At 40.0% G+C, this 13904-nt stretch carries 12 protein-coding genes; 7 read left to right on the top strand and 5 right to left on the bottom strand.

What is annotated here, in order from left to right:
* Positions 1–56: 56 nt before the first annotated feature.
* Entirely contained in the window at positions 57–980 is a 924-nt protein-coding gene (locus J8L73_RS03145; protein ID WP_211014768.1) for a LysR family transcriptional regulator, read from the top strand.
* Between the two features lie 11 nt (positions 981–991).
* Here the strand turns inward: J8L73_RS03145 and J8L73_RS03150 are convergent, their stop codons facing one another.
* From J8L73_RS03150 to J8L73_RS03170, 5 genes are all read right to left on the bottom strand, one after another.
* Positions 992–1726, bottom strand: a complete 735-nt coding sequence (locus tag J8L73_RS03150; RefSeq protein WP_211014770.1) for a dienelactone hydrolase family protein — start codon at positions 1724–1726, stop codon at positions 992–994.
* 77 nt (positions 1727–1803) lie between these two features.
* On the bottom strand, positions 1804–3135 hold the full coding sequence (locus tag J8L73_RS03155) for a glycerophosphodiester phosphodiesterase family protein (protein WP_211014772.1): 1332 nt from the start codon (positions 3133–3135) through the stop codon (positions 1804–1806).
* Between the two features lie 55 nt (positions 3136–3190).
* Positions 3191–4054, bottom strand: a complete 864-nt coding sequence (locus J8L73_RS03160; RefSeq protein WP_211014774.1) for a carboxylate/amino acid/amine transporter — start codon at positions 4052–4054, stop codon at positions 3191–3193.
* 115 nt (positions 4055–4169) lie between these two features.
* On the bottom strand, positions 4170–6305 hold the full coding sequence (locus J8L73_RS03165; RefSeq protein ID WP_211014776.1) for a M3 family metallopeptidase: 2136 nt from the start codon (positions 6303–6305) through the stop codon (positions 4170–4172).
* Between the two features lie 214 nt (positions 6306–6519).
* The gene (locus J8L73_RS03170) at positions 6520–6726 is read right to left on the bottom strand and encodes a hypothetical protein (RefSeq protein ID WP_211014778.1); all 207 of its coding nucleotides are present in this window, start codon (positions 6724–6726) and stop codon (positions 6520–6522) included.
* 194 nt (positions 6727–6920) lie between these two features.
* Here J8L73_RS03170 and J8L73_RS03175 point away from each other — a divergent pair, with 194 nt between their 5' ends.
* The 6 genes from J8L73_RS03175 (at position 6921) to yegD (ending at position 13899) form a co-directional block, all read left to right on the top strand.
* On the top strand, positions 6921–7781 hold the full coding sequence (locus J8L73_RS03175; RefSeq protein WP_211014780.1) for a mechanosensitive ion channel domain-containing protein: 861 nt from the start codon (positions 6921–6923) through the stop codon (positions 7779–7781).
* A 420-nt stretch (positions 7782–8201) separates the two neighbouring features.
* Entirely contained in the window at positions 8202–10481 is a 2280-nt protein-coding gene (locus J8L73_RS03180; RefSeq protein WP_211014782.1) for a TonB-dependent receptor, read from the top strand.
* 105 nt (positions 10482–10586) lie between these two features.
* Complete coding sequence (locus J8L73_RS03185) at positions 10587–10886, top strand: hypothetical protein (protein ID WP_211000038.1); 300 nt, start codon at positions 10587–10589, stop codon at positions 10884–10886.
* A 53-nt stretch (positions 10887–10939) separates the two neighbouring features.
* Positions 10940–11596 carry an HAD family phosphatase gene (locus J8L73_RS03190; RefSeq protein ID WP_211014784.1) on the top strand — a complete coding sequence of 219 codons (657 nt, stop codon included), beginning with the start codon at positions 10940–10942 and terminating at the stop codon, positions 11594–11596.
* A gap of 33 nt (positions 11597–11629) precedes the next feature.
* Complete coding sequence (locus J8L73_RS03195; RefSeq protein WP_211014786.1) at positions 11630–12472, top strand: DNA ligase; 843 nt, start codon at positions 11630–11632, stop codon at positions 12470–12472.
* A 62-nt stretch (positions 12473–12534) separates the two neighbouring features.
* Complete coding sequence (gene yegD, locus J8L73_RS03200) at positions 12535–13899, top strand: molecular chaperone (protein ID WP_211014788.1); 1365 nt, start codon at positions 12535–12537, stop codon at positions 13897–13899.
* Positions 13900–13904: the final 5 nt, after the last annotated feature.

A 13904-nucleotide genomic window follows, 5' to 3' on the forward strand; every position in this document is an offset into this window, starting at 1 on the left:
TATTGATTAAATAATTGATACAATGTTGGCATTGAATAGGTAAAACGGGTTTTATTATGAAAGTGTCGTTTGAGCAACTTAAAAGTATGGTGGTGTTTGCACAAATTGTAGAGCAGGGCAGTTTAACAGCTGCCGCCAAACAATTAGGGTTAACCCGTGCAGTGGCAAGTTACCACTTAAAAAAGCTCGAAACACAGTTAGAAGTAACATTGCTTAATCGTTCAACCCGCACAATGGCGCTAACCGAAGCTGGGGTTGCTTATTACGAGCGTTGTAGGGTAATTACAGAGCAAGCCAATGCGGCAAACCAGCAAATAGAGAATATTAAAAGCGAACCACAGGGCTTATTAAAAATTAGCTGCCCGGTTAATGTTGGTATGCAATTCATAGTGCCCGCGATTAATACGTTTAAACGCCAATACCCTAAAATTGACATAGACTTACAGCTAAGTGATGACGTGGTCGATATTATTAAAAATGGCTTTGATTTTGCCATACGTGGTGTTGCCTTAAGTGACTCTAACTTACAAGCGACTAAATTAACCACAATGAGCACGTGCATATGTGGCTCTCCAGATTATTTTGAATATTTTGGTAAGCCTAAAACTCCACAGGCGTTAGCTGCTCATAAATGGGTCGTTTATCAATTGGGCAGTAAAACATTAACCCTTCAAAAAGAGGGCAAAAAACACGACATTACAATGCAAGGCGGCTTAAGCACTAATAATGCGGCGGCTCGTACGGCATTTGTAGAGGCTGGGCACGGGCTTGGCCGTATTCCGCTTTATGACGCGTGGCCTAAAGTACAAGCTGGGCTGCTCGAAATAATACTTGATGACTATAAAAGTAAAGATATAGAGCTTTATGGCGTGTTTCCGCCTGGGGCTGCTGGCTCTAAAAAGCTTAGGTTGTTTATTGATTACTTAAAAGCGTATTTTGTAAAACAGCACACCGCGTTGGGCATGCTGAAAAACGTTTAAAAAGCGTTGTGTTAAAGCGTGCGGCTAAATAACGCAACAGCTTGCTGATACATAGTGATTGCAAGCGCAGCATCGTAGCGTTCGCCCTCATCACGCATAAACGCATGCTGCGCGTTTACTTCTTGCCATTGGTAGTTAATAGCCGTAGCTACACATTGTTGATAAATTTTGCTACGGCCTTCCTTGGGTACATGTGGGTCTTGTTTACCCCAAATAAAGTGTATTTCGCCTTGAATATCGGCCATGCGTTCAAATGAGTTATTACCCGCTTGAGCAGGCAAGGTATCACTATGAATATCGGTTGCGTATAAGCAAAATGCGGCTTTTATGTGTGGGTTTAACGCAGCTCTGTAAGCTAAATGCCCACCAATACATACACCCATAGCCCCTAGCGTACCTGTACAGTAATCTTGCTGTTTTACAAAGTTGATAAGCGCTTGTGTGTCGCTATCGTGGTGCTCAAGTGGCTTTTCCCACTTATCGGTATTACCTTTATCTTTGCCTGCATCATCGTACGCAAGTACAGTACCGATAGGATTTAGCTCATGAAATACCTCAGGCACTAACACAACAAAACCATGGCTTGCTAAAATAGCGGCGCTGCGTGCAATCGGCGCTGTTTGCTGAAAAATTTCTGAGTAAAAAATAATAGCGGGGTATTGGCCCTGTGCTTGTGGGCGGTAAACGGTGGTTCGCATTAAACCAGTGGGTGTGTTTAGGTCGGTATTATGGTGTTGGATTATCATAACGCGCTCAGTTAAATTATTTAATAAAGTAATGGTAACTGAGCGCAGAAAAATAAACGACTACTGATACTGGTTTTTTAAATGCTTGCTGGCATTTTATTACAGCTAGCGTAGTAACTTACCGTTGCTGGCCAGTCAGAAAATATAGCCATAACGCCTACGTCTTTTGCCAGTACATCAACAACTGTCATCATATCGCCATCGTTATCTATTACATCCGCTATTGATTGATAGTAATAACCACCGCCTTCTTTAAGCGGTCCTGAGCGCTCAAGGCTCCATGCAATGAGTTTAAGGCCCGCTGCTTTTGCATCAATAGCATATTGAGAAGGCACAATTTTATTATTGTTATCGATACTTAGCATCATCCAAATAGGGGGCGCTAAAATTTTAACGCCATCGGTAACCAGTTCTTCCATACTTGGCTGCCACGTATCTGGATTACTTGGATCAAATCCCGCTTCGCTGTCGCGCCCATCTAAATAAACACTTTGATTAGCAAGGTCGGGGTTGTTATTTATCCAGTATTTAACATCATCTAGATTAAATGATTGCGGATAAACACGATTACTCGGTACATCTAATTGGGTGTATTCATCAAGCATTTTTTGCGCATATTGCTGCTGCGTCATGCCATCAAAAGGCATACTTACTTGCGGCGATTTAAGCTCCGGGGTCATTTTTACATCAAGGGCTTTAAACAATTCAATACTTTGCTTATGAGTCATTAAAGTACCGCTTGTGGCGTATAAATCAGTGCGCCAGCTGGGCGTGCCTTGCATGTATTCATCGACTGAAGTGGCTTGTGGATTAGCCCCATCCATTTTGCCTTCAAGTGTTAAAAACTCCGCTAAACTTATATCACTGGTACAACATTTAGCTGAAGCCGGCGTGCCACTTGCTGAGTCTGCGGGTGTAAAAGGGGCGCTACATTTAGCAGCAAGTTCATCAATGGCTAAAATATTAGTAGTGGTGTGTAAATCGCATTGTGAATGGCGACACACTAGCTCTTTGTCGCTTGTAAATGTTACATCGCACTCAATAACACCCGCGCCCATTCTCGCGGCAGCAGTATAAGACTCTTTAGTGTGCTCTGGGTATTGCATAGGGGCGCCGCGATGCCCAATAGAAAAGTCAGTTCTATAAAAGGGGCCGTCTTTACACGATTCTAATTTAGTTTTTAATTCGCCCTCATCCATATCATCAATAAGATAATCGGCGCGAGTGCCTAGCTGAATGTCTGGCGCATCGCCTTTTGCCACTTCAACAATAACAGGCGTGGGTACTTCAATTACTTTTACTGTGGTATTGGTTACGACAACGTCTTTTTCGACGATTTCTACATCGTCATCGCAACCGCTAAGAAGCACAAATGCTAAAGAGCTTGTTATTAGGGGGAGATGTTTCATGTTTATTCCTTAACGTTATTTTCCTCAACCCTAACCGAATTTAATGACAAATTAGCTACATTGATGTGACGTTCTGTTTATTTGACCCTATTTGGTTAATTATTAGGGCTGCAAGCATAATAGCCCCGCCAACACTTAACCTAAAAATGTCGGCATCTTTATTCCAAATGAGTACGTTAACTATAATTCCTGCTGGGATCAGCAAGTTATTCATCACCGCTAATGCGCCAACGTTCACTTTGGTTGCGCCTTTATTCCATAAAAAGTAACCAAGGCCCGATGCTACAACGCCTAAGTAAATCAGTATTCCCCATTGTGTAAACGTGCTTGGTAATTTATTTGAATTGCCAAATAGCGCATAACACGTTGTAGCCACAATAAGCGCGCCTATAAAAAACCAGCCAAACACAGTTTTATCATCAAGTTTGTTATTAGCCATTAAGCGTTTGTAAGTAACTTGCCCGGTCGCAAAGCTAAGGTTAGCGCCTTGAACGAGTAATAACCCCATAATAAAATTACTATTTAAGTTTTCCCAGCGAATAGTCACAGCACCTAGCACGGCAATTAATGCGACTATAAAAAAACGTGGGTTAAAGTGTTTGTTTAAGCCATCATTTAAAAGTGTAATGTAAAGCGGCGTCATTACCGTAAATAGCAGCACTTCAGGCACAGTTAAATATAAAAAGGAATGGTAGTAAAAGCTGTACATAACGCCTAGTTGCACAGCGCCTATTAGCATAAGCTTTAGAGCAAGTGGTTTTGAGGTGTTTTTGAGTTTTAAAAAAGGTAAAAAAATAAGTGTTGCCAACGCTACTCGTATTAAAACGCTAAACCATGCATCCACTTGTCCTGCTAAGTACACTCCAATTAAACTAAACGAAAACGCCCAAAGCAAAGTCACTGTAAATAAGTACCGCATAACTATCATCTATAAAAAAATATTGGGGGTAGTTTATCTGTTATGCAGAGGGGTATAAACAATAAAAGCCCGCAAGCGGGCTTTTATAAAAGTGAGCTTAATAAGCTAAATTATTTTACTCAACTAGACCACGGCGCTTAAGTAGCGCGTCTGTCGTTGGTTTTTGGCCTCTAAACTCAATGTAGCTTTGCATTAAATCGCGGCTATTACCTTTAGATAGGATTTCTTTACGGAAGTTGTCGCCGTTTTCACGCGTTAAGCCACCGTTGTTTTCCATGTGAGCAAAGGCATCGGCTGCAAATACTTCAGTCCAAAGGTAGGCGTAGTAACCTGCAGAGTAACCACCGGCAAAAGTATGGCTAAAGTAGTTTGACTTATAACGCGGCGGTACAGGGTAGTAATCAATACCATGTGCTTTTAGCGCATCGCTTTCAAACTTTTGTACATCAGTAATTTTTTTATCTGAACCAAACGAGTGCCATTCCATATCAAGTAAAGCAGCTGCTAAATATTCAGTGGTACCAAAGCCTTGGTTGAATTTTTGCGAAGCGAGTACTTTATCAAGTAAAGCTTGTGGAATTGGTTCACCTGTTTTGTAGTGCTTAGCGTAGTTAGCAAGTACCGTAGGTTCAATCATCCAATCTTCGTGTGCTTGCGATGGAAACTCAACAAAGTCACGTGCTGTTGCAGTACCCGCTAGGCTTGGGTATTTAACGTCTGAGAATAAACCGTGCGCCGCATGACCAAATTCATGGAACATAGTAGACACTTCATCGAAGGTCATTAGCGTTGGCTCGCCTGCCGCCGGTTTTGGAATGTTTTGTGCGTTGTAAATTACAGGTTTAGTGCCTTTTAAGCCACTTTGGCTAACGTATGCACTCATCCATGCACCGCCACGCTTACCTTCACGTGCATATGGGTCCATGTAGAATAAACCAATTGCACTGCCGTCAGCGTTAAATACTTCGTAGGCTGTTACATCTTCGTGATAAACCGGAAGGTCTTTGCGCTCTTTAAATGTAATACCGTAAAGTTTATTCATCGCAAAGAATAAACCATCGTGAATTACAGAGTTCATTTCAAAGTATGGCTTAACTAGCGCAGGATCTAGGTCGTATTTTTCAGCACGTACTTTTTCTGCATAAAAAGCCCAATCCCATGGTTTAAGCTCAAAGCTTTCGCCAGAATCGTTAATCACTTTTTGAATTGAAGCGGCTTCAATTTTAGCTTTTTCAACTGCTTTTGGTGCTAGGTCATCTAAAATGCCGTACACGTTATCAGTTGTTTGAGCCATACGCGACGTCATTACATACGATGCCCAATCTTTAAAGCCTAGTAGTTCTGCTTTTTGAGCGCGTAAGTTAGTTTCTTCAATAATAATTGGACCGTTGGTCTCGGCTGCACGGTTAGCTGATGCAGTAAAAATTTGCTCACGCAAGTCACGGTTTTCAAGGCTTGATAAAATTGGCTGCTGTGTCGTGTTCACTAAAGTGATCATGTAGCCGTCTTTACCGGCTTTTTTAGCCGCAGCTGCAAGGCCTGCGATTTCACCTTCTGAAAGGCCTGCAAGTTTTGATTTATCTGTAACTACAATTACATCTTCTTTAAACGACTTTAAAATGTTTTGAGAAAACGCAGTAGAAAGCTCGGCAAGCTGTGAGTTAATTTCACGCATTTTTGCTTTTTCAGCGTCGCTTAATTTAGCGCCTGCTTTTACAAATTGCTTGTAGTAAAAATCTACAAGGCGTTGATCTTCAGCGTTAAGCGAGTCTTTGTTGTCGTAAATAGTTTGTACGCGCTTAAATAAATCACCATTTAGGTAAATGTCATCAGAGTGAGCAGATAATACTGGCGCCATTTTTTTACTTATACGCTGGTATTCATCATCTGAAATTAAACCTGAAAGGTTATAAAATGCAGCCGATACACGATTTAGCAGCTCGCCAGACATTTCCATTTCAACTAATGTATTTTTAAAAGTTGCAGGCGCTGGGTTGTTAGCAATAGCTTGTACTTGTGCAGTATGCTGAGCAATACCCGCATCAAATGCTGCTTCGTAGTCTTTTGTACCAAATTTATCAAACTCTGGTGCCATGTATTGCAATGGGCTTGGTTTGAATAAAACATTGTTTGCGTTCATGTCTTGCACTTGTGCTGCGCTTTCTTTTGCCATGTCTGTAGGCTCATTAGATGAACAAGCTGATAGGATTAAAGCACTAGCAATAGTAGTGGCGATCAGGGTTTTACGCATAATAACTCCATAAAAAGATTAGCCGAAATAGGCTTTGCGAGTCGAAAAACCTAGTTAACTTATCAAATTTGGGGGTTTATACAATAAAGTTTATCGGTATTAAGCGGGATTTGAACGCAAATTAGCTAATAATTGGGAGTAGGTTGGGTAAAAGTAGCTCTAAAATCATACGTTAGAGCTACTAGATTATACGATTGTGTGTTTAAGAGGGGGGTTAGTTATAACCCAAAACAAATTTTTTCTCTGAGCCAAAGCTATTAGATTGCTGCCCAAACTCTTTATTAATAGTTGCTAGAGTTTGTTCTTGTTCGGCCAGAAAGCACAACACTTTATTTCGGTAATCTAGGCTGCTTTCAAACAATTTCAAATCTACCTGCGGCTGCAAAGTAGCGAGTCTTTGATTTAAAGTAAGTTGTGTCATATGTGTTCTCCAGTGCTTGTACACTATTTATATAGCACTCGGTGCAATACATAGTTAATAAATTACAGAAAAATTTATACTGAATTTATTAACTTGGCGGTTTAACACTATTATGCCGTGCTAAGCTTAGCGAAAACTGAACCATACTTATTTTTAATGAATAAATAATAAACAATAACGATGTTGGAAATACTATGACCTTTGATGAAATAAATCATTATCTCGCTTTTGTAATATTCACTTATAACGATGTGGACATTACGGTTGCAAAAGTAATCCAAGTGCCGCTTATATTGTTTGCTATGTGGTTTTTAGTAACGCGCATGGGCAAGCTTATTAAAAAAACACTGCTTGCTAAAAATATAAGTCAAGACGCCGTGCATTTGTTTACACGGATTTATTTTATTCTGAGTATTGCTATTTTAATTTTTACTTCTTTAGAGGTATTAAGTATTCCTCTAACAGCATTTGCATTTGTATCTGGGGCTATAGCAATAGGTGTAGGTTTTGGTGCACAAAACATTATTAATAACTTTATTAGTGGTTGGATACTCATGTGGGAGCGCCCAATTCGCATTGGTGACTTTTTGGAAGTAGGTAACGCAAAAGGCGTTGTTGAAACGATTAATACACGCTCTACACGTATTCGCCGAAACGATGGCGTCCATATGCTTATACCTAACTCCCAACTTTTAGAAAACACTGTAACAAACTGGACGCTAATAGATGGTAATGCACGCTCGTCAGTAAGCGTAGGTGTTGCTTATGGCTCTGATGTTGTACTTGTTAAAAAGCTCATTCAGCAAGTACTTGATGATCATGATGCTATTTTAGCTAATCCAACGTCGTCAGTGATGTTTGATGACTTTGCAGATAGCTCCTTAATGTTTAATGCTATTTTTTGGGTGTGCGCCGAGTCGGAAACTATGCTTAGGAAAGTACGCAGTGATATTCGCTTTAGCCTTTATGATGTGTTTAAAAAGCACGATGTTTTAATTGCATTTCCACAGCGCGATATTCACATTGATGGCGAAATTGCATTTAAGCGTTCTTAGCGTCAATAGCACAAACTTTAAAGTCACTAATGAGTAACTTTTTTATATATATAAAAAATGTTGCTTTTAAATAATATGTGAACTAATCCAAATTTTCTACTTGAATTTACAACCCTCAACAAAGGACAAATGTCCTCATTCTTGGGTTTTTACATCTAAAAACAGATAAAAATGCATGTTTTTGTAGTTAAATGTTGCAAAAAAGTTTCTAAATTTACACATATTTATGCAGTAATATTATTACACAATGGTATAATATTAACCGTTCGTTCAGCCTTATCACTCCGTTTTTGTACTCTCGGTGATGAGGTCCGCGCGCCATAAAGCAAGACGCGAAAAATTGTACGAGCCCGCAATGAATACATTGCGCAACACAAAAAACCGTTGAACAAGAGTGCATACAAAAGGTTAATACCCGACATGAAATCATTAAAAAAAACTGCAATAGCGACCATTATTAATGCTGCTCTACTATCTGCTGCTGGTACATCTATTTCAGCCTTCTCTGCTGAGGAAGATACCGCTAAAAAAAGCAATCAACTAGAAGTTATCCAAGTTACCGCCCGTAAACGTGTAGAAAATGCGCAAGAAGTACCTGTAGCAGTCTCTGCATTACAAGGCGATAACTTAGATGCATACAGCTCAGCAGGTATGGATATTCGCTTTATGAGTGCGAAAATTCCAAGTCTTTCAATCGAATCTTCGTTTGGACGTTCTTTCCCTCGTTTTTATGTTCGTGGTCTGGGTAATACCGATTTCGATTTGAATGCTTCACAGCCTGTTTCATTAGTTGTTGATGAAGTAGTTCAAGAAAATGCCATTTTAAAAGGTTTCCCAGTATTTGATGTTGAGCGTGTAGAAGTACTACGTGGCCCACAAGGTACATTATTTGGTCGTAACACGCCGGCTGGCCTAGTTAAATTTGATACTGCTAAACCTAGTCAAGAATTTGAAGGTTACGGTGCTGTTTCTTACGGTAGCCGTGGCGCTGTAGATACAGAAGGTGCTGTAGGTGGCGCATTAACAGATCGTTTATCTGCACGTGTTTCATTACTATGGCAAGATAAAGACGATTACATTGATAACCAAGCGCCAGGTTTTGAAGCTAAAGATGAGCAAGGTGGTTACACAGAAAAAGCAGCGCGTATTCAGTTTTTATACGAAGGCGATGATTTTACTGCTTTACTAAACTACCACACGCGTGATTTAGACGGCTCACCAATTGCGTTTCGCGCAAACGTTATTGAAGCAGGCTCAAATGATTTAGTAGATAACTACGAACATGACGTTGTTTATCAAGATGCTGCTTCACGTTCAACACAACAAGTTGAATCAGAAGGCGCAAGCTTAAAGCTTGAGTGGGATATTAGCGATGAGTACACGCTAACCTCTATTTCAGGTTGGGAAAGTGCAGAAATTTACTCTCGTGCAGATATTGATGGTGGTTACGGCGGCTATACAATAGATGGTGTTGCAGTTGATATGGGGCCTGGTGTTATTCCTTTCTCTTCAGAAAGTGCTGATGGGATCCCAGATCACGATCAGTTAACGCAAGAGCTACGCCTTGCAAGTAACTTTAGTGGTGATTTTAACTACCAAGTTGGTCTTTTTTACTTTGATGAAGAACTAACAATTGAAAACTTTAGTTATGACACGTCGAATAATGGTGTTCTAAATGGCTACGTTCAGCAACAGCAAGATACAACAGCGTGGGCTATATTCGGTTCTGCTGATTACGTTTTTTCAGATAAGTTAAAAGTAACAGCGGGTCTGCGTTACTCTGATGATGAAAAAGATTTCTCGGCAGACCGTACACTTAGTCCACTTAGTGTATTTGGTGTTGGTCCATTATTCATCGAAAGAGAAGTTAGCGACAGCCATGTTAGCTGGGATTTATCTGCAAATTACAAAGTAAACCAAGATGTAAACTGGTACAGCCGTGTAGCAAATACATTCCGTGCACCTAGCTTGCAGGGTCGTATATTATTTGGTGATGAGGTAACAACTGCAGACTCTGAAACAGTGACTTCATTCGAAACAGGTATTAAGTCGGATGTTCTTGACGGTCAAGGTCGCGTTAACGCAACTGTTTTTTATTACACAATGGACGACCAGCAACTTACAGCTGTGGGCGGTGGTGCTAACTTTAACCGCTTAGTTAACGCTGATAAAACTACAGGTTATGGTTTTGAGCTAGACACTGAATGGGTATTAAGCGATGAGTTTAATGCAACATTTAACTTAAGCTACAACAAAACTGAAATCAAAGATAATAACCTAAGTATTGCAGCCCCAAGTCGTTCAACGTTAAACATTACAGACCCTGTAGTAGACGGTAAAGTATTTCTTGACGGCAACAGCTTACCGCATGCTCCAGAGTGGATCTCTAACTTTACTCTTCGTTATAACAAAGAACTTGCTGACGGTAATTTCTTTGCATTAGGTGATATTTCTTACCGCAGCGAGATTAATATGTTCCTTTACGATTCTGTGGAATTTGAAGGCAAAGCATTAACAGAGGTAGGTTTACGTGCAGGTTACGAGTGGGCTGAAGGTGACTACGAGTACCAAGTGTCTGCTTTTGTTCGTAACTTGTTTGATGAACAGCAAGCAATTGGCGCAGTAGACTTCAACAATAATACGGGTATTGTTAATGAAGAGCGTTACATTGGCGCTGAATTTAAAGTTAACTTCTTCTAAAGATAACCTTAAATTATATTAATTTTTAAAAGCCTGCCTTGTGCAGGCTTTTATGTTTTTATAAAGCTGGTAAAGTAGCGTTAATTAATTTAAAGAGATAAAGAAATGGCTGGATTTTGGAATTACCGTGTAATCTTTTGTGAAGCAACAAAAGATGAAGCAGCGCAATATCAAATACACGAAGTAGAATATAACCTAAATGGTAAAGTGACTAACTGGTCAGAAACCGGTGCTGCACCTTTTGGTACAACGCTTGATGAGTTATCGGCTGATGCTGATAGATTAAAAACTGCCCTAGAAAAGCCTATATTAAAGGTTGTACGCAAAACGCGTGGTTATGAACTGGTTGATGTTGAAACTGGGGAAGAAGCTTATGCTGAGCCGCCAGTAGGCTTGAGCGAGTAATACAAAAAGGCGCCCAGGCGCCTTTTTTAAACGCTAAAATTTAAGGAGTAAGAATGAGCTTAAATGCAGTATTATTTGATATGGATGGTACATTAGTAGATTCAGAAAGCATGCATTTCGTATGTTGGAGTCAACTACTTAAGCCTTATGGTGTTAGCTATTTAGAAAATGACTTTTGTCAGCGCTTTTCAGGGCGACCCACTTTAGAAGCTGCAATAGAGATTAAGCAAGAGCATAACTTATCAGTAAGCGCGCAATTTTTAGCAGATGAAAAATACCGTTTATTTGGCGAGTACGTAAAAAGTAATTTACCGCCTATTATGCCTTATGCTGAGCAAACACTTAAAGCAGTTAAACGCAGCGGCTTAAAAATGGCATTAGTCACGGGCAGTGCAAGCGCTGAGGCTATGCCTATTTTAAAAGGGTTAGGCTTTTACGAATTATTTGATACGGTAGTCACTAAAGATGATGTGATTAACCCTAAACCCGCAGGGGATCCTTATTTATTAGCGCTTAAAAATATTAACGAAGCAGCTGAGAATGCAATAGCAGTTGAGGACACTTTTACAGGTGTAACCGCTGCAAATAATGCGTCTTTAGATGTTGTTGCTATTGCTAACAGTCATACTCAAGATCACGATTTTAGCCGAGCTACATATAAAATGAGCGACTTAGGTGAGTTTTGGCAATGGGTAGAATCTCAACTATAGTTTAAGCCTTATTTACTTTGCAGGAATGCAATAATGGCTTTCACAAAATACCTTTTAATATGCTTAAGTGTTGTTTTTGTACCCGCTATTTATGCGGTTCAGCCAGATGTGCTTTTAGCAAAAGTATATGACGAGTCTAAACATGGCAATGTTGAAGATTATTTAGTCAGTGAAAAGTTTGACGGTGTAAGAGCAATATGGACAGGTGATAAATTTGTAACTCGTAAAGGTAATACTATTAATGCACCTAGTTGGTTTACTAAAGCATTGCCACAGGTTTGGCTTGATGGAGAGCTTTGGATAAAGCGTAATCAATTTGCACGTGTAAGCGGCATTATTAGAACCAAAATTCCTAATAACACGGATTGGGAAGGTATTAGTTATCAAGTATTTGATATGCCAGATCCGAGTGTTCCTTTTAGCACTCGCTATCAAAATTACAGTCAATTAGTTGAGAAGCTTGATTTACCTCATATTAAAGCGGTTAAACAACATCGCTTTAATAACCTTCAATCATTAACTACCTATTTTAAAGGCCTAACTACACAAGGCGCAGAAGGGGTTATGCTTCACCTTGCAAGTGCTAAGTATAAGAGCGGGCGCACTGATGCGTTATTAAAGTTAAAGCCTTACCTAGACGCTGAGGCCGTTGTAATTGAGCATTTACCTGGTAAAGGTAAGTATCAAGGTATGCTTGGTGCTATAAAAGTAAAAACATCGGACGGACTTGAGTTTAAAATAGGTACTGGCTTTAGCGATGTGCAGCGTAAAAGTCCGCCTTTAATAGGCAGTACTGTGACGTACCGATACCATGGCCTAACAAAAAATGGTTTACCACGCTTTGTGAGCTTTTTAAGAGTTAGAGAGCCTTTATAGCGTTTATAATTATTATAAAGTGTGCTAAATTGCGCGGCCTTTTTGGTAATGTGTGGTGAAGTATGTTTGTAGGTTTTGATTACGGTAGTTCTAATTGTGCTATGGGTGTTATGGACGAAGGTCTGGTTCAATTAGTACCACTTGAGCAAGGAAAACATTACTTACCTTCTACGCTTTATACCCATCATAGTGCTTTGGTTGTTGATTTTGTTGCTAAGCATTTACACGGTACAGCCCATGAGCACGACTTCTTAACGCAGCGCCAAGCATTATTAAATACCTTACCTCGTATTAAATCAGACCTTGATTTACAACCCTCGGACGAAACGCTTTTTATTGGCCGTGAAGCCATTAGTGAGTATGTACAGTTTCCTGAGGAAGGTTACTTTGTTAAATCTCCTAAATCATTTTTTGGCGCAACAGGTTTAAAGCAAGGTCAAATTAACTTTTTTGAAGACATTGCAACCGCAATGATTTTAAAAATTAAGCAACGCGCTGAGCTCTCTTTAGGTAAAACACTTACACAAACCGTGATTGGTCGCCCAGTAAACTTTCAAGCTGTTGGCGGTGAGCAATCGAATCAGCAAGCTGTCGGTATTTTAGAGCGAGCAGCAAAACGCGCAGGCTTTAAAGATGTTGAGTTTTTATATGAGCCATTGGCTGCAGGGATCGATTATGAAAGTAATTTGACCCAAGATCAAAAAGTATTAGTTATTGATATAGGTGGCGGTACAAGCGATTGCTCGTTTGTACAAATGGGGCCTAGTTTTAGAGGTAATAGTGAGCGAGATAATGACTTTTTGGCGCACAGCGGTAAACGCGTTGGCGGAAACGATTTAGATATAGCGCTGAGCTTTCATGGCTTAATGCCATTACTTGGTTTAGGGAGTACGTTTAAATCGGGCCTTCCTTTGCCTAATCAACCATTTTGGCAAGCGTGTAAAATTAATGATGTAAATTTACAAAGCCAATTTTATAGCGAAAATCATTACCGAGAATTAAGCGCCCAATTACGTGATGTAAGTGCACCTGCGCTTTATAAACGTTTAATGCATTTACAGCAAAACAAACAGGGGCATCAACTTGTACAGCAAGGTGAGGCGGCTAAAATAGCGCTTTCATCGTCAGCTGCTTTTGATTGTGATCTAAGCTTTTTAGATAATGGCCTTAATAAAAATTTATCAGTAAGCGATTTAGCATTAGCGGTAGAAAGTAGTATTAGCCAAATAGTAACGTTAGCAAAACAAGCAATTACTGATGCAGCAACGACACCAGATGTTATTTATTTAACAGGTGGCAGTGCACAATCGCCCTTAATTAAAGCAGCGCTGAGCGAACACTTAGGTGATATAAAAATGGTGAACGGGGATCACTTTGGCAGTGTAACAGCCGGCCTAACAAAGTGGGCCAGCATGCTTTACAAGTAGCTTTA

The sequence above is a fragment of the Pseudoalteromonas sp. MMG006 genome (assembly GCF_018101025.1).
In the GTDB taxonomy this organism is placed as follows: domain Bacteria; phylum Pseudomonadota; class Gammaproteobacteria; order Enterobacterales; family Alteromonadaceae; genus Pseudoalteromonas.

What these genes read in the sequence shown, in the direction of transcription:
- J8L73_RS03145 (WP_211014768.1), top strand. Translation starts at nt 57, where the DNA reads ATGAAAGTGTCGTTTGAGCAACTTAAAAGTATGGTGGTGTTTGCACAA.
- J8L73_RS03150 (WP_211014770.1), bottom strand. Translation starts at nt 1,726, where the DNA reads ATGATAATCCAACACCATAATACCGACCTAAACACACCCACTGGTTTA.
- J8L73_RS03155 (WP_211014772.1), bottom strand. Translation starts at nt 3,135, where the DNA reads ATGAAACATCTCCCCCTAATAACAAGCTCTTTAGCATTTGTGCTTCTT.
- J8L73_RS03160 (WP_211014774.1), bottom strand. Translation starts at nt 4,054, where the DNA reads ATGCGGTACTTATTTACAGTGACTTTGCTTTGGGCGTTTTCGTTTAGT.
- J8L73_RS03165 (WP_211014776.1), bottom strand. Translation starts at nt 6,305, where the DNA reads ATGCGTAAAACCCTGATCGCCACTACTATTGCTAGTGCTTTAATCCTA.
- J8L73_RS03170 (WP_211014778.1), bottom strand. Translation starts at nt 6,726, where the DNA reads ATGACACAACTTACTTTAAATCAAAGACTCGCTACTTTGCAGCCGCAG.
- J8L73_RS03175 (WP_211014780.1), top strand. Translation starts at nt 6,921, where the DNA reads ATGACCTTTGATGAAATAAATCATTATCTCGCTTTTGTAATATTCACT.
- J8L73_RS03180 (WP_211014782.1), top strand. Translation starts at nt 8,202, where the DNA reads ATGAAATCATTAAAAAAAACTGCAATAGCGACCATTATTAATGCTGCT.
- J8L73_RS03185 (WP_211000038.1), top strand. Translation starts at nt 10,587, where the DNA reads ATGGCTGGATTTTGGAATTACCGTGTAATCTTTTGTGAAGCAACAAAA.
- J8L73_RS03190 (WP_211014784.1), top strand. Translation starts at nt 10,940, where the DNA reads ATGAGCTTAAATGCAGTATTATTTGATATGGATGGTACATTAGTAGAT.
- J8L73_RS03195 (WP_211014786.1), top strand. Translation starts at nt 11,630, where the DNA reads ATGGCTTTCACAAAATACCTTTTAATATGCTTAAGTGTTGTTTTTGTA.
- yegD (WP_211014788.1), top strand. Translation starts at nt 12,535, where the DNA reads ATGTTTGTAGGTTTTGATTACGGTAGTTCTAATTGTGCTATGGGTGTT.